20 protein-coding genes are annotated in these 19,751 nt (G+C 41.9%); 18 read left to right on the top strand and 2 right to left on the bottom strand.

Features of this window, described 5'->3' with window-relative positions:
* The first annotated feature begins 129 nt into the window (after nucleotides 1-129).
* From rpsT to rny, 7 genes are all read left to right on the top strand, one after another.
* On the top strand, nucleotides 130-381 hold the full coding sequence (rpsT, locus tag LVD17_RS15860) for a 30S ribosomal protein S20 (protein WP_155168590.1): 252 nt from the start codon (nucleotides 130-132) through the stop codon (nucleotides 379-381).
* A 199-nt stretch (nucleotides 382-580) separates the two neighbouring features.
* The gene (radC, locus tag LVD17_RS15855; RefSeq protein ID WP_233759989.1) at nucleotides 581-1,279 is read left to right on the top strand and encodes a RadC family protein; all 699 of its coding nucleotides are present in this window, start codon (nucleotides 581-583) and stop codon (nucleotides 1,277-1,279) included.
* 3 nt (nucleotides 1,280-1,282) lie between these two features.
* Nucleotides 1,283-1,888 (top strand): DUF1684 domain-containing protein, encoded by a 606-nt coding sequence (locus LVD17_RS15850; protein ID WP_233759988.1) that lies wholly within the window; start codon nucleotides 1,283-1,285, stop codon nucleotides 1,886-1,888.
* A gap of 215 nt (nucleotides 1,889-2,103) precedes the next feature.
* The gene (pheT, locus tag LVD17_RS15845; RefSeq protein WP_233759987.1) at nucleotides 2,104-4,521 is read left to right on the top strand and encodes a phenylalanine--tRNA ligase subunit beta; all 2,418 of its coding nucleotides are present in this window, start codon (nucleotides 2,104-2,106) and stop codon (nucleotides 4,519-4,521) included.
* A gap of 2 nt (nucleotides 4,522-4,523) precedes the next feature.
* Nucleotides 4,524-4,820: a hypothetical protein gene (locus tag LVD17_RS15840; RefSeq protein WP_155173770.1), complete on the top strand. Its 297-nt coding sequence runs from the start codon at nucleotides 4,524-4,526 to the stop codon at nucleotides 4,818-4,820.
* An 11-nt stretch (nucleotides 4,821-4,831) separates the two neighbouring features.
* Nucleotides 4,832-5,116, top strand: coding sequence for a cell division protein ZapA (locus LVD17_RS15835; protein ID WP_233759986.1), 285 nt, complete (start codon nucleotides 4,832-4,834; stop codon nucleotides 5,114-5,116).
* 194 nt (nucleotides 5,117-5,310) lie between these two features.
* Nucleotides 5,311-6,876, top strand: a complete 1,566-nt coding sequence (gene rny / locus LVD17_RS15830; RefSeq protein WP_233759985.1) for a ribonuclease Y — start codon at nucleotides 5,311-5,313, stop codon at nucleotides 6,874-6,876.
* Between the two features lie 75 nt (nucleotides 6,877-6,951).
* Here rny and LVD17_RS15825 read toward each other — a convergent pair whose 3' ends face one another.
* On the bottom strand, nucleotides 6,952-7,530 hold the full coding sequence (locus tag LVD17_RS15825; protein WP_233759984.1) for a hypothetical protein: 579 nt from the start codon (nucleotides 7,528-7,530) through the stop codon (nucleotides 6,952-6,954).
* Nucleotides 7,531-7,915: 385 nt separating this feature from the next.
* Between LVD17_RS15825 and nadA the strand changes: the two genes are divergently transcribed.
* From nadA to LVD17_RS28580, 3 genes are read left to right on the top strand one after another with little or no spacing between them, the layout of a single operon-like run.
* Nucleotides 7,916-8,920 (top strand): quinolinate synthase NadA, encoded by a 1,005-nt coding sequence (nadA, locus tag LVD17_RS15820; protein ID WP_233759983.1) that lies wholly within the window; start codon nucleotides 7,916-7,918, stop codon nucleotides 8,918-8,920.
* 4 nt (nucleotides 8,921-8,924) lie between these two features.
* Nucleotides 8,925-10,109 (top strand): L-aspartate oxidase, encoded by a 1,185-nt coding sequence (gene nadB, locus LVD17_RS15815; RefSeq protein WP_306415948.1) that lies wholly within the window; start codon nucleotides 8,925-8,927, stop codon nucleotides 10,107-10,109.
* The gene (locus tag LVD17_RS28580; RefSeq protein WP_306415947.1) at nucleotides 10,072-10,491 is read left to right on the top strand and encodes an L-aspartate oxidase; all 420 of its coding nucleotides are present in this window, start codon (nucleotides 10,072-10,074) and stop codon (nucleotides 10,489-10,491) included. The genes nadB and LVD17_RS28580 overlap by 38 nt, the downstream gene beginning before the upstream one ends.
* A gap of 13 nt (nucleotides 10,492-10,504) precedes the next feature.
* On the opposite strand, the gene LVD17_RS15810 is transcribed toward LVD17_RS28580, so the two are convergent.
* Nucleotides 10,505-11,953, bottom strand: a complete 1,449-nt coding sequence (locus LVD17_RS15810) for a hypothetical protein (protein WP_233759982.1) — start codon at nucleotides 11,951-11,953, stop codon at nucleotides 10,505-10,507.
* 215 nt (nucleotides 11,954-12,168) lie between these two features.
* Here LVD17_RS15810 and LVD17_RS15805 point away from each other — a divergent pair, with 215 nt between their 5' ends.
* The 8 genes from LVD17_RS15805 to LVD17_RS15770 all read left to right on the top strand — a co-directional run bounded on the left by LVD17_RS15805 (nucleotide 12,169) and on the right by LVD17_RS15770 (nucleotide 19,750).
* Complete coding sequence (locus LVD17_RS15805; protein ID WP_233759981.1) at nucleotides 12,169-13,599, top strand: B12-binding domain-containing radical SAM protein; 1,431 nt, start codon at nucleotides 12,169-12,171, stop codon at nucleotides 13,597-13,599.
* Between the two features lie 4 nt (nucleotides 13,600-13,603).
* The gene (locus LVD17_RS15800) at nucleotides 13,604-14,272 is read left to right on the top strand and encodes a DUF1361 domain-containing protein (protein ID WP_233759980.1); all 669 of its coding nucleotides are present in this window, start codon (nucleotides 13,604-13,606) and stop codon (nucleotides 14,270-14,272) included.
* On the top strand, nucleotides 14,253-14,621 hold the full coding sequence (locus LVD17_RS15795; RefSeq protein ID WP_233759979.1) for a diacylglycerol kinase family protein: 369 nt from the start codon (nucleotides 14,253-14,255) through the stop codon (nucleotides 14,619-14,621). The genes LVD17_RS15800 and LVD17_RS15795 overlap by 20 nt, the downstream gene beginning before the upstream one ends.
* A 30-nt stretch (nucleotides 14,622-14,651) precedes the next feature.
* Entirely contained in the window at nucleotides 14,652-15,035 is a 384-nt protein-coding gene (locus tag LVD17_RS15790; protein WP_233759978.1) for a hypothetical protein, read from the top strand.
* Nucleotides 15,036-15,166: 131 nt separating this feature from the next.
* Nucleotides 15,167-17,038, top strand: coding sequence for a 2-oxoacid:acceptor oxidoreductase subunit alpha (locus LVD17_RS15785; protein ID WP_233759977.1), 1,872 nt, complete (start codon nucleotides 15,167-15,169; stop codon nucleotides 17,036-17,038).
* Entirely contained in the window at nucleotides 17,019-18,056 is a 1,038-nt protein-coding gene (locus tag LVD17_RS15780) for a 2-oxoacid:ferredoxin oxidoreductase subunit beta (protein WP_233759976.1), read from the top strand. Before LVD17_RS15785 ends, LVD17_RS15780 begins: the two co-directional genes overlap by 20 nt.
* Before the next feature lie 109 nt (nucleotides 18,057-18,165).
* Nucleotides 18,166-18,963 (top strand): DUF3050 domain-containing protein, encoded by a 798-nt coding sequence (locus tag LVD17_RS15775; protein WP_233759975.1) that lies wholly within the window; start codon nucleotides 18,166-18,168, stop codon nucleotides 18,961-18,963.
* Between the two features lie 91 nt (nucleotides 18,964-19,054).
* A complete protein-coding gene (locus tag LVD17_RS15770; RefSeq protein WP_233759974.1) occupies nucleotides 19,055-19,750 on the top strand; it encodes a DUF805 domain-containing protein in 696 nt (231 codons plus the stop codon).
* Nucleotide 19,751 lies beyond the last annotated feature (1 nt).

The following is a 19,751-nucleotide window of genomic DNA, read 5'->3' as shown; positions in this document are numbered from 1 at the left end:
GATAATTACAATTTAAATAAAGTTAAATACATTTGCAGAAGAAAATATTCACTGTATAGGTTTTGCAAATATAAGATTTAGCATTACCTTTGCAGACCAAATTAAAGAGAAGTCGAATAAATATCAGATATGGCAAATCACAAATCAGCGTTAAAGAGAATTAGATCTAATAATGCCAAGAGATTAAGAAACAAGTATCAGCACAAAACAACCAGAACTTTTGTAAAGAAGCTGAGAAATACAACTGATAAAGCTGAGGCGCAGGAATTACTGAAAACAGTAACGTCTATGCTAGATAAACTAGCTAAGAAGAATATTATTCATAGAAATAAAGCTGCCAACAACAAATCAAAGCTGACCAAGTTGGTGAATAGCCTTTAATTTATAAAGATTTGAGAATCTCAAGAGCCTTACTTATAGCCAGTAAGGCTTTTTTATTGTCCTTAATTAATACTTAAGGGCACCACAACATCTCAGACCTAAAGATCAGCCTCTTCCGTCCCCATCATACGAGGTATTTCCCCATAAAACTTTAGCCCTGAGTAGCTCAACAATTCTTTTTCGCTTTAAATTTCCTGCAATGAATGAGACCAAGGAATACTTAAATATAAAAAGCTGGGCCGAAGAAGATCGTCCTCGTGAAAAACTCCTTCTGAAAAGTAAATCAGCACTCTCTGATGCAGAGCTCATAGGCATACTTATAGGATCGGGCACCGCATCTATGAGTGCAGTTGATGTGGCCAAGTCAATACTCAATCATGCTAATAATGATTTAAATAATCTTGCCAAGCTGTCCGTTAAGGAGTTGATGAAATTCAAGGGCATAGGTCAGGCCAAAGCCGTCAGCATAGTCAGCGCCATGGAGCTTGGAAGGAGGAGAAAAGAAACACAAAGCGTTAAAAAACCCAAGATAACCTGTTCGGAAGATGCATATGAGGCTATCAAACCTGAATTAATGGATATGAAGCATGAGGAATTCTGGACATTGCTATTGAGCAGAAGCAATACTATTATCAAAAAACAACTTATCAGCAGCGGCGGTGTAGCAGGTACCGTGGCAGATCCGAAAATTATATTCAAATCTGCGCTGGAGGAACTGGCCTGCTCTATCATATTGGTTCATAATCACCCTTCCGGCAACCTAAAGCCCAGCCGGGCAGATATCAGCCTTACTAATAAAATGAAATCAGCAGGAGAACTGCTGGAAATCCCTGTGTTAGATCATCTCATTTTCACCGATAATGGCTACTTTAGTTTTGCAGATGAAAACATGCTTTAAACTATGGGCAGAAACAAGATCATTTACTGTGGAGCTTTTATTATAATCCTGGTAATCCTCATTTACTCATTACAGGGTGAGGAATCTCCTGAGGCTTATAAGCAAAGAATAGAAAAGGAGAGAGACGAACAGGACAGCTTTATGAGGAACAACAGCGAGTCTCCTTTCAAGGAAAATGATATAACATTTAAAGGGCTAACCTATTTTGAACCCGATCTTAAATACAAGATCAAAGCACGGTTTGACCCTATAAAAGAAAGGAAGATCCGCAAGTTAGCCACAAGCGACAATAAAGAGCAAGAGTACCTGGAATACGGCTATACCACATTTGCCATTGATGATGAGGAACAAAAGCTTCTGATTCTGGAAAATGTACAGGAAAATATACTCTTTTTAGCTTTTGGTGATGCCACCAGTGCAGACGAAACCTATGGAGCCGGCCGGTACCTTGACGTAACACATAGCGGAGGCAACAGCATTATGCTCGATTTTAATATGGCATACAACCCTTACTGTGCATACAGCAGTGAATACAGTTGTCCGCTACCTCCAAGGGAAAACTTACTGGACGTAGCAATCCGGGCTGGTGAGAAGAATTACGAGCACTAGGGGAACCAGGAATCTCCGCCGATAAGAGGCATTAGACCCCTGATTTAAAGTGTGCCCTGGTACTTCAAGGATTCCATGAATAGTCCATTGCAAAAAGTTGCCTTTCACCATCCTTAAAAGCAGGAAATGTTTAATTTTGCCCCTTCACTAAGAAATAGCGAAAAGCGACATGGAGTGATACACTGCATGTAGAATCATAAACAAAGAAACAGATCATGAAGATATCTTTAAACTGGCTTAAAGATTACATAAACATAAATCAGTCACCTGAGGAAATCAGCAAATTGCTGACTGACACCGGACTTGAAGTAGAGGGGCTTGAGAATTTTGAGCAGGTCAAAGGTGGCTTGAAGGGATTGGTAATTGGCGAGGTATTGACTTGTGAGAAGCACCCGAATGCAGACAAGCTTTCCGTTACCACTGTTGATATAGGCAGTGATAATCCTGTCCCTATTGTTTGTGGTGCTCCCAATGTTGCCAAAGGACAAAAAGTTGTGGTAGCCACAGTCGGCGCTACACTTTATCCGGAGGGTCATGATCCCTTCCAGATCAAAAAAGCAAAGATCAGGGGCGAGGTTTCGGAGGGCATGATCTGCGCCGAAGATGAAATAGGCCTTGGAATCAGCCATGACGGAATCATGGTACTGGATACTGACCTGCCTAACGGAACACCTGCAGCCGAGTACTTCAACCTTACTGATGATATAGTGATAGAAATCGGGCTGACTCCCAACCGGGCAGACGCGGCATCACACATCGGGGTAGCCAGAGACCTCAAAGCCGCCATAAAAACGGCTGTTCACTGGCCTGAAGTGGGTGATTTCAAAATTGACAATACCGACAACGCCATAGAGGTATCAGTAGAAAACACCGAAGCCTGTCCCCGCTACTCCGGCGTTACTATTAGCGGAGTAGAGGTGAAGGAATCTCCTTCCTGGTTAAAACAAAGACTTGAAGCTATTGGTGTTGCCCCTATCAACAATGTGGTAGATGCTACAAATTACGTACTTCATGAGATGGGACAACCCCTTCATGCTTTCGATGCAGATGAGATCAAAGGCAAAAAAGTACTGGTAAAAACTTTACCGCAGGGCACTACTTTCACTACCCTGGACGAGAAAGAAAGGAAATTGCAAAACACAGATCTGATGATCTGTAATGGTGACAGCGAGGGTATGTGCATTGCTGGTGTGTTTGGAGGAACAAAATCAGGCGTTAAGGACAGCACCAAAAACATATTCCTGGAAAGCGCCTATTTCTCAGCTGATTACGTTCGTAAAACTGCACAACACCATCAACTCAAAACTGATGCTTCGTTCAGGTACGAGAGAGGTACCGACCCTGAAATAACAGTCCATGCATTAAAAAGGGCTGCTTTGCTGATCAAAGAACTGGGAGGCGGAAGCATAAGCTCTGAAGTGGTAGATATCTATCCTGAAAAGATTAAAAATTTTGAAGTGCCCATTAAATTCAAAAATATCGACAGGCTCATAGGCAAGCACATAGCCCGTGACAGGATATTCGAAATACTGAATTTGCTTGACATCGGAACACACAAGGAGTCTGATGAATCATTCGTAGCTTCTGTACCTCCATACCGAGTAGATGTACAAAGGGAAGCTGATGTAATCGAAGAAATTTTGAGAATCTATGGATTCAATAACGTTGAGCTCCCTGAGTTTGTAAAAAGTGATTATCTGGCTGATTTTCCTGCCAGGGACAGAAATAAAACCCAAAAATCCATTACAGAGTTGCTGGTGAGCAACGGTTTCTATGAGATCATGACCAATTCACTCACCCGGCCCTCATATGCCGAGCAGGCTGCTGATCTGGACGAAAAGCACAGTGTGGTTATCCTCAACAAACTAAGTGAAGACCTTGGTGTAATGAGACAAAGCATGCTGTATTCAGGACTGGAAGTTGCGATGCACAATATCAATAGAAGGCAAACGAACCTGCGATTTTTTGAATTTGGAAAAACCTACTTCATGCAAGAAGGTGACTATAAGGAAAGCAACAGGCTCGCCATATATATGACCGGAGATATTGAAAACGAAAACTGGATCAACAAGACCAGAAAAGTTGCTTTTCATGATATCAGTCATATGCTACATCTGGTCGTTGGTCGATTATTAGGAAAAGAATTAAAAACTGATGTTACTCACGACTTCCCGTTTGACTATGGCCTAAAGATGCTACTGAATGACAAAGAGCTGGGAAAAGTGGGGAAAGTCAATGCGGGAATGGCCAGAAAAGCAGGCCTTAAACAAGAAATATTTTACGCAGATATCGATTGGGACTTGCTTTTAAAGAAGACAAATAATAATATAGTATACGAAGAAGTGTCTAAATTCCCTGAAGTGAGGAGAGACCTTTCACTGGTTATTGATAAAAAGGTAAGCTTCGAAGAAATCCGAGAAATTGCCCAAAACAATGAGCAGCGCTTGTTACGTTCTATTAATGTGTTTGACGTTTATGAAGGAGAGAATATAGATAAAGACAAGAAGGCTTATGCTATAAGCTTCATCCTTCAGGATAAAGAAAAGACATTAACCGATAAGGTTATCGACAAAACAATGACTAAATTAATGTCTTCTTTTGAAAGCGACCTTGGTGCAATAATCCGGAAGTAATTATGAACAAAGAACAGCTAAAGGCTAACTTGTTATCGTTGGAACGTAAAATAAATCTGCTGGTTGGGGAGCACAAAACCCTCAAACTGGAGGTTTCTCAGTTAAAAAGTGAAAATGATGAGCTTAGAAGTATAGTAAAGAGCAAGGAGGAGCAGATCAGTAGCTTTCAAAATAAGATTAAAATTAGTAAGATTGTAAACGAAATAGATACAGGAGAAGGCAATACTTCTGAACTGAAGAGGAAAATTGACGATTATATAAAGGAGATTGACAAGTGTATAGCGCACTTAAGTAAATAATACCGCTCCATATGGACGAACTTTCTATAAGAATAAAAATTGCCGACAGAGAATACCCCATGAAGGTAAAGGCTGAGGACGAGGCAAGGGTAAGAAGCGCCGGCAGGCAGATTAATGAAAGAATTAAATCTTACAGAGAGAGATTTGGGATAGACGATAAGCAAGATCTTCTAGCTATGGTAGCCTTTGATTGCTTGGTGGATAAAATGGAGTTGGATGAAAAGCAATATAATACAGATGAAAGTGTGCTTGAAAAAATCAATCATTTAAATAATATCATCAATCAGGCCTTATAAGGCATAAACTCCGGTTCTGATAACCTTTTGCTGCATCTTTTAATGATGAGTGTTAGCTCAGGAATTAAGGGATCATCACCCCAACGAGGGGCGTTAGTAATATATTGGGCAAAGGTATTTTCAGAAATACGCCAAAGCTCATTCCGCAAAAACCTGCCTGACAACTCATTTAATCTTTTAAACTAAAAAGAGTAATGGCAGATTCAATCTATTTAATACTGGCTGGCGTTGTAGGCCTCGGTATTGGTATCGCGATAGGGCGGGCCTTGATGAGCAAGGTCAATAAAGGAAAAGAGCAAGAGCTTGAAGAAAAAGCAAAGGGCATAATCCGTGAAGCTGAACTTTCAGCAGAAAACATCAAAAAAGATAAGATCCTCGAAGCTAAAGAGAAGTTTCTGAAACTTAAGGCGGAGTTTGAAGAAGACGCATCCCGCAAGAAAAACCAGATTATTACCAACGAAAACAAATTAAAACAAAAGGAACAGCACCTTTCCAAAGAATTTGAACAGGTAAAAAGAAAAGAAACCGAGCTCGATGAATTAAAGGAAAACCTCTCTACTCAACTGGAGGTAGTGAATAAGAAAAAAGCCGAGCTTGATAAGTTTAATCAGCAGAAGGTCTCTATACTTGAAAAAATATCTAACCTTACAGCGGATGAGGCTCGTGAGCAACTGGTAGAGTCTTTGAAAGATGAGGCACAAACGCGCGCTTCTTCCTTCATCAAGGATATACTGGAAGAGGCCAAACTTTCCGCTACCAAGGATGCCAAAAAAATCGTACTGGAGACCATTCAAAGAACGGCCACTGAGCATGCCATAGAAAACTGTGTCTCTGTTTTCAACATTGAAAGCGACGACATTAAAGGCAAGATCATAGGCAGGGAAGGGCGAAACATCAGAGCACTTGAAGCTGCTACAGGTGTAGAGATCATTGTGGATGACACCCCCGAAGCCATCATTATTTCAGGGTTCGACCCCGTTCGTCGTGAGATCGCCAGGTTATCGCTACACCGGTTGGTGGTTGACGGCAGAATACACCCGGCCAGAATTGAAGAGATTGTAGCCAAAACCAAGAAAAATATTGAAGAAGAAATTATCGAGATAGGTGAAAGGACAGTGATCGACCTTGGAATCCATGGCCTGCACCCCGAGCTGATCAAAATGGTAGGAAGAATGAGGTTCAGGTCATCTTATGGTCAGAACTTACTACAGCACTCTCGTGAAGTAGCCAACTTATGTGCCACAATGGCCTCTGAGCTAGGCCTAAACCCTAAGCAGGCCAAACGCGCAGGTCTGCTGCATGATATTGGTAAAGTATGGCCGGATGAGCCGGAGAAGCCCCACGCTATTATTGGTATGGAGCTGGCTCAGAAATACAAGGAACACCCTGTAGTATGCAATGCCATTGGAGCTCACCACGACGAAATTGAGATGACTTCCATGATCTCCCCTATCATTCAGGCTTGTGATGCCATATCAGGAGCAAGGCCTGGAGCACGCCGAGAGGTAATGGAAAGCTATATCAAACGACTGAAAGAGCTGGAGCAACTTGCACTTAGCTTTGATGGCGTACATAAATGCTACGCTATACAAGCCGGCCGTGAACTACGCGTAATGGTAGATGCGGAAAATGTAAGCGACGAACGCGCCGGACAATTGTCTTTTGATATTTCTCAAAAAATAGAAAAAGATATGCAGTATCCCGGACAGATTAAAGTGACCGTGATCAGGGAAATGAGATCGGTATCTTACGCCAAATAGATAGAGAAAATCAAAGCAATAAAAAAGGCGGTTTACCAGGCATGGCAAACCGCCTTTTCTGTTTTCAGGCCACCTCTATTGTTCATAGATCTTATGAGCATCTTCAAGCTCATCGTTTAGCTCTTCTCTGCTGCTGATAAATTCATATTGTGTATTAAAGTATCCTTCAGGCCTGCTACCTAATATGTAATATTCCACGTCACTATCAGGAGCATTGATCACAACCTGATCCGATACCCTGACTGTCTGCCCTTGCAGGTCTTGTCCTGTTGGAAGCAGTTCTGCCACTACGTGCAGGTCATCATCATCAGCGTAAATTTCCCTTATCTTCATTTCATGACTTTCGTTGGCCACCTCAGCTTCCACACGGATAGTCCGCTCCTCCATTTCATTGTCATCTGGCGTATTTACTTCAATATAGGGTACATTCACCTGCCTCTTCTCTGTAACCACAACAACTTTGGGTACTTCCACTGTTTTAGTTCGGGTAGATACCTTCACATTCGCCCAATCGACATCATATTCAGGCAATTTCCCTGACTCAGCCTGAATATCTACGTCAGGCAGTTCTCCTTCTTCTGTTTTATCCACAGAACATGACACTGCGGCACTTATCATTAAGATTCCTGTAAATAGTTTAATTACACTTTTCATAGCTCTTAGTTTAATTGATTATACCTCAAATCAGGCAAGAAGCAAACCAAAGGCTACTTTAGGCGATACTAAGGGGTTATGATCAATTACTGTACATGGTTTTCCACACATTATGAAGTTCTGTACTCTGTCTTCAGTATGACCATAAATTCTTTTGATGATAAATACGCTGTTTGATTTAATCTCCTATCTTTACCCCAAAATTCATGTAAGAACCATAAAAACAGACTAAAAGAACCCCCTTATACTTTCATCTTAATCTGCATACATCACGCAACAATGGATTCATGAATGAGATCATAAAATTCCCTGAAATTTTTAGTGATGATTGTTTGAGCTTCAACCTGAACAAAGAAAAATAGACCCATTTAATTTTTTCATTGCTATGATAACATTAGAGCAACAAGAGACTGCGAGAAAACAATTGGAAAATAAAGGATTTCTTGACCTTCCTGTAAAACCTGATATGGATTTTGTCAGCGAGATCAACAGGCTCAGGAAAGAGAAGAACGCGGTGATCTTAGCACACTACTATCAATTTCCTGAAATACAGGATATTGCTGATTTTGTTGGAGACAGTCTTGGATTAGCGCAACAAGCTGCGGGAACTGATGCGGACATCATCGTATTTGCCGGTGTACATTTTATGGCAGAAACCGCTAAAGTGCTTAGTCCTGAGAAAAAGGTACTGCTCCCCGATTTAAAAGCCGGCTGCTCCCTGGCAGACTCATGTACACCCGAAGAGTTTGGAGCCTTTGTAAAGCAGCATCCTGATCATATAGTAGTTACTTATGTGAATTGCTCTGCCGAGATCAAGGCATTAAGCGATATTGTATGTACCAGCTCCAATGCTGTCAAAATAATAAACTCCATTCCAAAAGACAAGCCGATCATTTTTGCCCCTGATATTAACCTTGGCAAGTACCTGATCAAAGAGACCGGCAGGGATATGTTGCTATGGAGCGGCGCCTGTATGGTGCATGAAGCTTTTAGCATTGACAAACTCCTGGCTGCTCACAAAGAACACCCTAACGCTAAAATTATAGCACACCCTGAATCAGAAAGCCATATTCTGAAAGTGGCTACATTCATTGGGTCAACTGCCAAATTGATTGAATACGTAAAAAATGACCCGGCGGAAGAATTTATTGTAGCTACTGAAGCAGGTATACTTCACCAGATGAGCAAGGAAATTCCTCATAAGAAGATCATTGCAGCGCCAGCTTATGAAGAAAACAAGTGTGCATGCAGTGAGTGTGGGTATATGAAAATGAACACCTTACAGAAGCTTTATTTATGCATGAAGTATGAACAGCCGGAGATCATCTTACCCGAAGGTATCCGTGAAAAAGCTTTACGCCCGATAGAAAGAATGCTGGAGTTATCATAACATCATGCACAAAACTGATTTTTTAATCATAGGTTCCGGTCTTGCAGGGTTGAGCTTTGCCGTAAAGGCAGCCACCCGGTTTCCGGAAAAGAAGATCACCATCGTTACCAAATCTATTGTTAGCGAAAGCAATACCCGGTATGCACAAGGAGGCATAGCTGTGGTAATGGATTTTCTGAATGACAACTTCGAAAAACATAAAGAGGATACTCTCAAAGCAGGCGATGGCCTTTGCAGCAAAGCCACGGTAGACCTGGTAGTGGAAGAAGGCCCGGCCAGGCTGCAGGAGATCATTGACCTGGGCACCGAATTTGACCGCGATGCAGATGGCAACTACCACCTGGGCATGGAAGGTGCCCACTCTGCCCGCCGCATCCTGCACTATAAAGACGTAACAGGCTTCAAAATCCAAAGCACACTGCTCGAAAAGGCCCGGTCATTTGATAATGTTGAGATTTTAGAATACCGCTTTGCCGTAGACCTGATCACTCAGCACCATTTAGGTGTAGAAGTCACTAAAAAGAGCACCGATATCAAGTGTTTCGGCGCTTACGTGATGGATCTGAAAACCCACAAAATAGAGACCTACATAGCAAAAACTACCGTACTGGCCTCCGGCGGTATCGGTCAGACCTACAAGATCACTACCAATCCGGAAGTGGCCACCGGTGACGGCATAGCTATGGCTTATCGTGCCAAGGCTGCTATGGAGCATATGCAGTTTGTGCAGTTTCACCCTACAGCGCTTTATGGCCATGCCGGAGATACGGCTTTCCTGATATCAGAAGCGGTAAGAGGCTTTGGTGCGGTGCTCAAAACCAAAGAGGGGAAATCCTTCATGGAAAAATATGATGAGCGCGGATCTCTGGCCTCAAGGGACATCGTGGCAAGGGCCATTGATACCGAAATGAAAGCCCGAGGAGAAGAATGCACATACCTGGATTGCCGGCACCTGGATATAGAAGAGTTCAAAAAACACTTCCCCAATATATATCAGAAATGTCTTGAATCAGGCGTTGATGTAGCTAAGGATATGATACCAGTCGCCCCGGCAGCACATTACCTTTGTGGTGGCGTAAAAACGGATGCACACGGCAATACCAACATCGAGAACCTGTACTGCTGCGGAGAAGTAGCCTGCACAGGTCTTCATGGTGCTAACAGACTGGCCTCCAACTCACTACTTTGAAGCATTAGTATTCGCTCACCGCTGTTTCGAAGATGTAGCAGGTAAAATTGATAGTATTAATTTTCAGGACAATATACCCGAATGGCAGGCCGAAGGCACCACCAAACCACGAGAATGGGTACTGATCAACCACAACAGAACCGAAGTAAAAAATATCATGAGCAACTATGTGGGCATAGTACGTTCCAATGAGCGCCTGGAACGTGCCCTGAACCGGCTTCATGTAATATTTGAAGAGACAGAAAAACTTTACAAAACTACCACCCTGTCACCTCAGTTGTGCGAGCTGCGTAACATGATCAATGTTGCCTACCTTATCGTAAAACACTCCATGGAACAGAAGGAGAACAGGGGGACTTTTTATAGTGTGGATGTGAGGTAGTAAAGTTACTTACTTACATACCATCCCAGCTTCGCACTGTTAGCATGTTAGACTTCTTCGAGTAAGAAATCAGGTATATATTCTTGAGGCTATTGTATATGTTGTAGCTGCTTATGCGACTTTTCTTAATATCCCTCTCTTTTTCAACAAAGCTTTCAATGTTATAATAAGCACTGAAATGGTCATGCTGACCTGTACTGACAGTATAATCAGATGCATTTAAATATCCGTATACATAATATTTTGTAGCGTCATCAATAGTATAACTCATGTATGTTTCAGGTTTATACCCCGGTTTATTATAAGTACCTGACGAAAACTCTAAAATTTTATAGTAACCGGGAGATGCCGGCGTAGAAACTGTTTTTTGCCCAGGAATCAAGTTTTTCTGACCAGGAAATACAGCGGAGCCAATCATCAATTTAATCTCATCGCCACTGCCGATGACATTGATAAATTCCTCTCCAACACCTATTTCCTTAAATTTTTGCTTAGCTAAATTCTTATCAGCATCCAGTTCCACTACCTCAGTCTCTTTATAAACGGGTGAATTAAATATATTAACCTCTTTATCTGGTGTATAGGAATACTCACGAATAACAGTAAGATCATCAACACCTCTTATTTGTAAGATGAGTGCTTTCTTATTTAGATGAATAAAATATAACTTTCCCTTATAAGGGAAGTAATTATAAGAACCAAATTTATGACTGAAGTGCTTTAAACCTGTAGACTTAGAATCCAAATCCAAAGAAACCAGATTCAACTGCCCTTCCTTGCTATCTCCAAGGGAAGTGGGGGTAATCATTATTAGCTTATTATCATGAAAGAAAATCTTATTCTTAAAAACTATATGCTGAATAGGCATCTCAAAGTCATCCTGAATAAAGCTAAATCTCATTTTAGACAATTTCCTGGCCGTGTTTTTACTTACGCTAAACACACGCTTATTTACCTGATCAGGGCCGCTTATGGTTCGAACAATTAAGTCCTCTTTCGACTTGGAAGCTGTAATTAAATAATAAAGTCCGTTATATTGAAAGTTGCTTATAATGGACTCCCCTTCATACTCTAGCTTACCACTCCCCAACATTTCAAGACCATCTTTAGAGATCTGGATCATATCAATGACGGGTTGATTATCATCAACAGCAAATTGATTTTGATAAAAAAAAGTAAAACTTCTATCATCATAGCTATAGCCAGATATAATCAATTTACCTGGAAAAACTATATCCTTCGTTTCATTGGCAGTCTTAAATACTAAATGAGTTTTATATATTTTTGGGGTACCGTTAATGTAGGACAGGTAACTGGTAACCATATTGCCTGAAGCATCCGGGAAGCCCAAAAAGTCTCCTTCAATATAACCATCAAACTTATGTTCATATGCAACCTTCTGGGCGTTAAGTGCTAATGATACTGAAATAAACAACAAACCGGCCAGCAAAAACTTCGTCATAGTACAGTAGTTTAAAATAATCTGTTATAATGCAATTATTATTGAGTAACCTCTTTATGTTAGACAAAACAAAACTATAAAAGTTTTTTTGTTTCATTCCAATTTCCTTTACTTTGTAACTCAAAGTTCTTTTTAAATAACAAGCCAGAACTAAAAGATCTGGCCTTTTTAAAAATTATTTACTTTGAAATTCAAAGCACTTTTAAAGAAACAGAATGAAGGTAAAACTGATACTTCCCGCACTTACTGAGGCTGAAAGCCCCTTTTGGCGCCCTATTAAGTACTCGCTCTTTCCTCCTCTTGGACTAGCTACACTAGCCGCCTATCTCGACCCTCATGATGAGGTTGAATTACTGGATCAGCACGTAGAAAAACTAACACTTGACGATGAACCTGACCTGGTTATAATACAGGTTTACATCACTAATGCATACCGGGCTTATCATATTGCTGATCATTACAAGGCTAAAGGTTGCTATGTAATTCTGGGAGGATTACACGTCACTTCTCTTCCTGAGGAAGCACTCCCACACGCAGACTCTATTTTTATAGGCCCAGGAGAAGATACATTTCCTCAGTTTCTGAAGGATTTTAAGAAAGGAGCACAAAAAAAACGATACTTCTCTGATAAACGTACACTCGCTGGCATACCTCCTATACGTCGTGACCTGATAAAGAGGCACCTGTATCTGGTACCAAACTCAATTGTGGTCACCCGAGGCTGCCCTCATCACTGCGACTTCTGTTATAAAGACGCCTTTTTCCAGGGTGGTAAATCTTTCTATACCCAACTTGTGGATGATGCCTTATCAGAAATTGAGAGGTTACCCGGCCGTCATCTATATTTTCTGGATGATCATTTGCTTGGCAATTCGAAGTTTGCTTCATCTCTTTTCGAAGGGATGAAAGGAATGAACCGGATATTTCAAGGGGCTGCCACTGTTGATTCTATACTCAGGGGCAATCTTATTGAAAAAGCAGCAGAAGCAGGATTGCGCAGTGTGTTTGTTGGTTTTGAAACATTTTCACCCGAAAACCTCAAACAAAGCAACAAAAAACAGAATATGAAGAAAAGCTATGAAGACGCAGTACAACGCCTTCATGATCTTGGAATAATGATTAATGGCAGCTTTGTATTTGGTTTGGATGAGGATAATCAGGATGTATTCAAAAGAACTGTTGACTGGGGTGTAACCAATGGGATCACAACTTCAACCTATCATGTGCTTACACCATATCCCGGCACTAAACTTTTCAGTGACATGGAAAAGGCTGGCCGGATCACTAGTAGAAACTGGGACCTATACGATACCAGGCATGTAGTGTACAAAACCAGGAACCTCACTGCCGAGCAACTTGAAGAAGGATACTGGTGGGCCTATAAGGAGTTTTACTCATGGAATAATATTGTCAAATCTTCATTGCATCATGAAGCTTTCAAGCATATGTTAAAGCATTTTTTTTATGCCGGTGGTTGGAAGAAATTTGAACCTCTTTGGAATTTCATTATTAAAAGCGGTAGTCTTTCAGGCATGCTACCCTTACTGGAATCCATCCTATCAAAAGTGAATAGTACCCAGAATAAGTCAGAAACTGACAACAGCCTGCAAAAAATTAATCTCAACTATAAAACTGCTAATACTTAAACTTATGAAAACCATAATCAATAAATTATCCTCAATAAACCATCCCGTGATGGCTCTGACTCAGCTTTCTATATTTTGCATTATGCTTATCACAGCAAGTTATGTGAGGTCGTCCAATATCACCTATTTCTTTCTGGCCTGGAACCTCTTTCTCGCCTGGGTGCCTTTGTTTTTTGCCAAAATATGGACGTACAGGTTACAAATGAAGCCGCTAAAAAAATGGAAATCTGCAGGTATGTTTTGTCTCTGGCTGCTATTCTTTCCTAATTCGCCCTATATCATCACTGACCTGGTACATCTCAATACAAGGTTTAACCCTTCGATCTGGTCTGATACTTTGCTGCTTTTTTCGTGCGCCTTTACCGGATTGGTTGTAGGCCTTTATTCCCTGCATGTAGTGCATAAAGTTCTTGAAAAGAATTTTAGCTTTATTAAAACATGGTTGATCATCATTGCAAGCCTGATCCTCACTGGCTTTGGTATTTACCTCGGCAGGGTGCAACGCTGGAATAGTTGGGACTTATTCGTTAATCCATTTAATTTAATGCACGATATATTCATCCAGTTGAGCAACCCCCAGGCCATAAAAATGACCATTGGTTTTTCAGCGCTATTATTCATAGCTTACTACATGCTCAAAAGCATAACGTCTTATGAAAGGACTCACAAATAGCATCAAAAAGAACCTAAAAAGCTTTAAATATGCTTTTCAGGGAATTAAATTTCTGGTCAAAGAGGAGAATAACTTCCGCTATCACCTACTGGCTGCTGCGGTTGCCATAGCTTTGGGTTTCTATTTGCAGGTAAGTACTACCGAATGGCTGATCATTGTCACTATGATAGGCCTGGTACTTATGGCGGAAGCTTTTAATACCAGTCTTGAAAAATTTATGGATATACTTCATCCAGAACTGCACCCTAAAGTTGGCAAAGCCAAGGATATTGCTGCCGGAGCAGTTTTGATCATTGCTATTGCTGCAGGTATTGTGGGTATTACTATTTTTGCCGGAAAGCTCTATTAAGGGCAATTAATTTAACTCCGGCCACTCACTATGATAAAACAGGTAATAATTGCCCCAGTGCTGCTCATTATGTTATCGGCCTGCCTGGTCAGCAGAACCGAGAGGCCCCGTATAACCGGTTATGTTTATGACCATAAAACCAGAATGCCCCTGAAAGGCTGTAAAGTTGCAGAAGCATATACAGACTCCCTTGGTTTCTTTCTGTTGAAAGAACGAAGGTTTTGGGAATTTGCATTTCCCGGTGGTGAAGCACCACCCGTGATGATTTATGAGCTTGTAGAAAAAGAGAACTATAAAACAGATACAATCCGGGCATTCAATCCCCACGGGGGTGGTGCTCGAAAAGGTGCTCATTGGGAAATGGATACTGTATTTTTAAAGGAAAACCTCATCTACCCAGACACAGTTCGCTAGTAGGGTACGTTAATACAGACTTGAGTGTAAGATCATAACAAAAATCACCCCTCAATTATGACGGGTTTCTCCTGTTCCTCTGCATTTCTTTTCGTAAATTAATACTCATGATGGCATAACCCTTAAACGTCATGAAGGAAATTAATATAAACCGCTCTAAAAAAGAGGTAGTTATCCTTTTCGCGGGAGACTCTGGTGATGGTATTCAGTTTACCGGCGGACAATTCACCGAAACGGTAGAGTTATTTGGCAACGACATCAGCACATTTCCAAACTTTCCAGCTGAGATCAGAGCCCCTATAGGCACTGAAGCGGGTGTTTCCGGCTTTCAGCTCAAATTTGGCAGTGTAGAGGTATTCACACCCGGTGATCAATACGATGTGCTGGTGGTGATGAATGCTGCCGCCCTTAAAGTGAACCTCCACAACCTCAGGCAAGGAGGCGTAATTGTGGCTAACATAAGTGGCTTTGACAGTAAGAACCTGAAGCTGGCCAAGTATATAGACGATGAAAACCCACTGACCAACGACTCTCTGGAAAACTACGAAGTCCATGCCATAGATATTTCAAAGCTTACCAAAGAGGCCCTTAAAGATTCCGGCCTTTCGGTCAAGGAAATAGACCGGTGCAAAAACATGTTTGTGCTCGGTTTTATATACTGGATGTTTAGTCAAAGCCCTGACAATACGATAAAATTCATTCAGCATAAATTTAAATCCAAACCGGAGATTGCTGACGCCAATACCAAAGCTTTGAAAACAGGCTATCATTATGGCGAGACCAGCGAGACCTTCACCTCCCGATATGAGGTTAAACCTGCCCCTTTACAAAAAGGAAAGTATAGAAATATAAGTGGTAACCAGGCTACCGCATTAGGCATGGTGGCTGCAGCAAATCATAATAACTTCGAGCTGATGTATGCCAGCTACCCTATCACACCAGCTTCAGATATTTTGCATGAACTCTCCAAGCATAAAAGCTTTGGTGTAAAAACATTCCAGGCGGAAGACGAAATAGCTGCGGTATGTGCTGCCATAGGGGCTTCCTTTGGTGGCTCACTGGCCATTACCGGATCATCAGGCCCCGGAATAGCACTTAAGGCTGAGGCGATGGGTCTGGCCGTGATGCTGGAACTACCTCTGATTGTGGTGAATGTACAGCGTGGCGGCCCTTCCACCGGCTTGCCTACCAAAACCGAGCAGGCAGATTTGCTTCAAATGCTGTATGGAAGAAACGGGGAAGCGCCAATGCCTGTTTTCGCTGCCGCATCTCCAAAAGACTGCTTTGATACCATCTATGAAGCTTGCAGAATAGCCATAGAGCACATGACCCCGGTGGTGGTACTATCTGATGGGTATATCGCCAATGGCGCAGAGCCCTGGAGGTTCCCTACCTCAAAAGACCTGAAAACCATTACTCCAAGAAGACCGGATAAAACTGATTTTCTTGAGGATAAGTTTCTCCCCTATGAGCGTGATGAGCATGAGGTAAGACCATGGGCAGTGCCCGGCATTAAGGGTTTCGAGCACCGGCTCGGAGGGCTTGAAAAGGAATTGCGAACAGGTAATGTATCTTACAATCCAGAAAACCACCAGGAAATGATCCGCATAAGGGAGAAAAAGGTAAATGACATTGCTTTAGACTTGCCTGATCAGATCATTCACCGGGGCAATGAAGGAGCCGATCTATTGGTTTTGGGCTGGGGCTCAACATTCGGCTCTATAGAGCGGGCTGTAAAAGATTTGATAGAAGAGGGAATTTCCGTAGCCCATATACATTTAAGACATATCAACCCGTTTCCAAAAAACCTGGAGAGTTTATTGAGAAGTTTCAAACGCGTTATCATCCCTGAGATGAACCGCGGACAGCTCTCCAAACTGATCCGGGAGCGTTTTCTGATTGATGCCATTTCTGTTAATAAGACAAAAGGCATCCCTTTCAGTGTAGAAGAAATAAAGCAAGCCATATTAAAACATCAAGACCATGTCAGTACAAGTGCTTAATTCATCAGGGAATGGCAACCCTTTAACAGCAAAAGACTATGCAACCGACCAGGATGTACGCTGGTGTCCCGGCTGCGGCGATTATTCTATCCTCAAACAGGTACAAACAGTGCTGCCAACACTTGATATCCCAAAAGAAAAGACCGTTTTTGTTTCCGGTATAGGTTGTGCTGCAAGGTATCCTTACTATATGAATACCTACGGCATGCACAGCATTCACGGTCGGGCAACAGCAGTAGCCAGTGGGCTTAAGGCAGCACGACCTGATCTTGATGTCTGGATCATAACAGGAGATGGTGATGCTTTGTCTATTGGGGGCAATCATTTTATTCACCTGCTCAGAAGAAATTTCAATGTGAATGTACTATTGTTCAACAATGAAATATACGGACTCACCAAGGGACAGTACTCTCCTACTTCACCCAAGGGCAAAGTGACCAAATCAACACCTTATGGTTCTGTTGACCACCCCTTCAACCCGATAGCCCTTGCTCTGGGAGCAGAAGGTACCTTCGTAGCGCGCTCTATGGATCGTGACCCCAAGCATCTGAGAGATATACTGCTGGCAGCCCATGAGCACAAAGGAACCAGCTTCATTGATATTTACCAGAATTGCAATGTATTCAATGATGGCGCCTTTGGACTTTTCACCGATAAGGCCACCAAAGATGATCATACTCTATTTTTAGAGGACGGCAAACCGCTGATCTTCGGCAAAGAGACTAAAGGTATTAAACTGGATGGGTTTAAACCCATTGTAGTTTCCCTGGAAGAGACTGCTGCCGATGAATGCTGGATCCATGATCCAAAAGACAAGATCAAGGCCTCTATCCTTTCCGGCTTCTTTGAATATGATATGAATCAGGGAGCCTTACCCAGGCCTTTCGGAATATTTTATAAAAATGAGCGGGCAACTTATGAAGACCTGCTTACCGAACAGATAGAAGATCATAAGAAAACAGACAATACTGACCTGGATAAACTGCTAAGTGGGGAAAATACGTGGGAAGTTAAATAAACTCAAGGCTGATCTTCAATTCGTTAAGCATTTAAAAGGAAAATAAAGCCTCAGGATTTACCTTTGCACGCTTCTGCTCATGGTGAGCAAAATTCCAAACTGTAGCGCTATGCAAGGAACTGACCGGATTGAAAACCAACTTCAGGATTTAAGGGAAAATCTGACACATCATAAATTATATACCCGACTATCTTCTATTCGGGACATACAGATTTTCATGGAACATCATGTTTTTGCCGTATGGGATTTTATGTCTCTTCTAAAAGCCTTACAGATAAATTTAACATGTACAAACATTCCCTGGACACCTGCTCCAAATCCGGCGTTATCACGATTTGTGAACGAGATTGTGTTGGGTGAAGAAAGTGATATCAATGAGGCAGGCGAACCAAAAAGTCATTTTGAGATGTATCTGGACGCAATGGATCAGGCGGGGGCCGATACTTCCGGGATCAATGCTTTCATCAAACTGATCAACACCGGATCCAGCGTAACAGAGGCTGCCAACCAAATGGGGCTCGACAGGGTGGTCGCGAACTTCATTGCTTTTACCTTTGATGTTATTGCCACCGGAAAACCACATTTAATAGCTTCTGCTTTTACCTTTGGCCGGGAAGACCTCATTCCTGATATGTTTATTGAGATTGTAAACCATGCCGAAAAAGAAGACCAGAGCAAGTCTTACCATAAGCTTATCTATTATCTTAACCGGCATATTGAACTCGACGGGGACGAGCACGGACCGCTTTCACTACAAATGATTACCGCGCTTTGCGGAGATGACCAAAGCAAATGGGACGAAGCTTTGGAAACCGCAAAGCAGGCACTTGAACATCGGATTAAACTTTGGGATAGAATAGCCGAGGTTATTGCAGAAGACAAAACAGTCGACGTAGATTTAGTATAAATACTGCCTCAAAATTGCCATAGTAATAAAAATTAATAGCTTTGTCATTTTTGAGAGATCTACACCTATGTAAGTTTTGTACTTTCGAACTATGAACTGGTACCTGGCTGCACTACAGAAATATGCTGACTTTAATGGACGGGCAAGGCGCAAAGAATATTGGTTTTTCACCTTATTCAACGTTCTTTTTGCTATTGTAGCCTTTGTGCTCGATCATGTTACAGGTCTGGTAATTGCCGGCATCGGTTACGGTCCCATTTACCTTTTCTATGCATTGGCCCTTTTTATCCCCGGCCTTGCTGTGGCAGTACGCAGGCTACATGATGTAGGCAAAAGTGGCTGGATGGTTTTAATAAGTCTGATCCCACTGGTTGGTGCCATATGGCTCTTGATATTGATGGTAACAGAGGGACAGCCCGAGGAAAATGAGTATGGCCCGGTGCCCAAACCTACAGAGCATTATGAAAATACGGATGATGTCATTACCACTGAACGCAACGGTACGGCTGACAACATACTGCTGATAGTAGTCGGATGGTTTTTAGCTTCTAAAATTATTTGGTTTTTCATCCCTTTCATTATTGAAAAAACGGGTGGGGATATTCAAACCTATTACACTTTTGCCAGTCTTTTTACCCAGATAATTACAGCCGCAACCATTACCTCCCTGGGCTATGTTGTTAAGAATAAAACCAAGCAAACCGTAGTTTATATTGTTGGCGCACTATATTTCGTTATTACGATAGCATTCACGGTCATACAATACCTGGAAATGGAAGGCTGGTAAA

The organism is Fulvivirga ulvae, from assembly GCF_021389975.1.
Classification (GTDB): Bacteria; Bacteroidota; Bacteroidia; order Cytophagales; family Cyclobacteriaceae; genus Fulvivirga; species Fulvivirga ulvae.
This window is presented reverse-complemented; position numbering and strand designations above follow the sequence as displayed.

Bases quoted from the DNA above. Each gene is read 5' to 3' on its own strand.
- LVD17_RS15780 (WP_233759976.1), top strand. From the start codon at position 17,019: ATGTCAGTACAAGTGCTTAATTCATCAGGGAATGGCAACCCTTTAACA.
- nadA (WP_233759983.1), top strand. From the start codon at position 7,916: ATGATAACATTAGAGCAACAAGAGACTGCGAGAAAACAATTGGAAAAT.
- LVD17_RS15810 (WP_233759982.1), bottom strand. From the start codon at position 11,953: ATGACGAAGTTTTTGCTGGCCGGTTTGTTGTTTATTTCAGTATCATTA.
- LVD17_RS15825 (WP_233759984.1), bottom strand. From the start codon at position 7,530: ATGAAAAGTGTAATTAAACTATTTACAGGAATCTTAATGATAAGTGCC.
- LVD17_RS28580 (WP_306415947.1), top strand. From the start codon at position 10,072: ATGGTGCTAACAGACTGGCCTCCAACTCACTACTTTGAAGCATTAGTA.
- rpsT (WP_155168590.1), top strand. From the start codon at position 130: ATGGCAAATCACAAATCAGCGTTAAAGAGAATTAGATCTAATAATGCC.
- radC (WP_233759989.1), top strand. From the start codon at position 581: ATGAATGAGACCAAGGAATACTTAAATATAAAAAGCTGGGCCGAAGAA.
- LVD17_RS15795 (WP_233759979.1), top strand. From the start codon at position 14,253: ATGAAAGGACTCACAAATAGCATCAAAAAGAACCTAAAAAGCTTTAAA.
- LVD17_RS15790 (WP_233759978.1), top strand. From the start codon at position 14,652: ATGATAAAACAGGTAATAATTGCCCCAGTGCTGCTCATTATGTTATCG.
- pheT (WP_233759987.1), top strand. From the start codon at position 2,104: ATGAAGATATCTTTAAACTGGCTTAAAGATTACATAAACATAAATCAG.
- LVD17_RS15805 (WP_233759981.1), top strand. From the start codon at position 12,169: ATGAAGGTAAAACTGATACTTCCCGCACTTACTGAGGCTGAAAGCCCC.
- LVD17_RS15835 (WP_233759986.1), top strand. From the start codon at position 4,832: ATGGACGAACTTTCTATAAGAATAAAAATTGCCGACAGAGAATACCCC.
- LVD17_RS15800 (WP_233759980.1), top strand. From the start codon at position 13,604: ATGAAAACCATAATCAATAAATTATCCTCAATAAACCATCCCGTGATG.
- rny (WP_233759985.1), top strand. From the start codon at position 5,311: ATGGCAGATTCAATCTATTTAATACTGGCTGGCGTTGTAGGCCTCGGT.
- LVD17_RS15770 (WP_233759974.1), top strand. From the start codon at position 19,055: ATGAACTGGTACCTGGCTGCACTACAGAAATATGCTGACTTTAATGGA.
- LVD17_RS15775 (WP_233759975.1), top strand. From the start codon at position 18,166: ATGCAAGGAACTGACCGGATTGAAAACCAACTTCAGGATTTAAGGGAA.
- LVD17_RS15785 (WP_233759977.1), top strand. From the start codon at position 15,167: ATGAAGGAAATTAATATAAACCGCTCTAAAAAAGAGGTAGTTATCCTT.
- LVD17_RS15850 (WP_233759988.1), top strand. From the start codon at position 1,283: ATGGGCAGAAACAAGATCATTTACTGTGGAGCTTTTATTATAATCCTG.
- LVD17_RS15840 (WP_155173770.1), top strand. From the start codon at position 4,524: ATGAACAAAGAACAGCTAAAGGCTAACTTGTTATCGTTGGAACGTAAA.
- nadB (WP_306415948.1), top strand. From the start codon at position 8,925: ATGCACAAAACTGATTTTTTAATCATAGGTTCCGGTCTTGCAGGGTTG.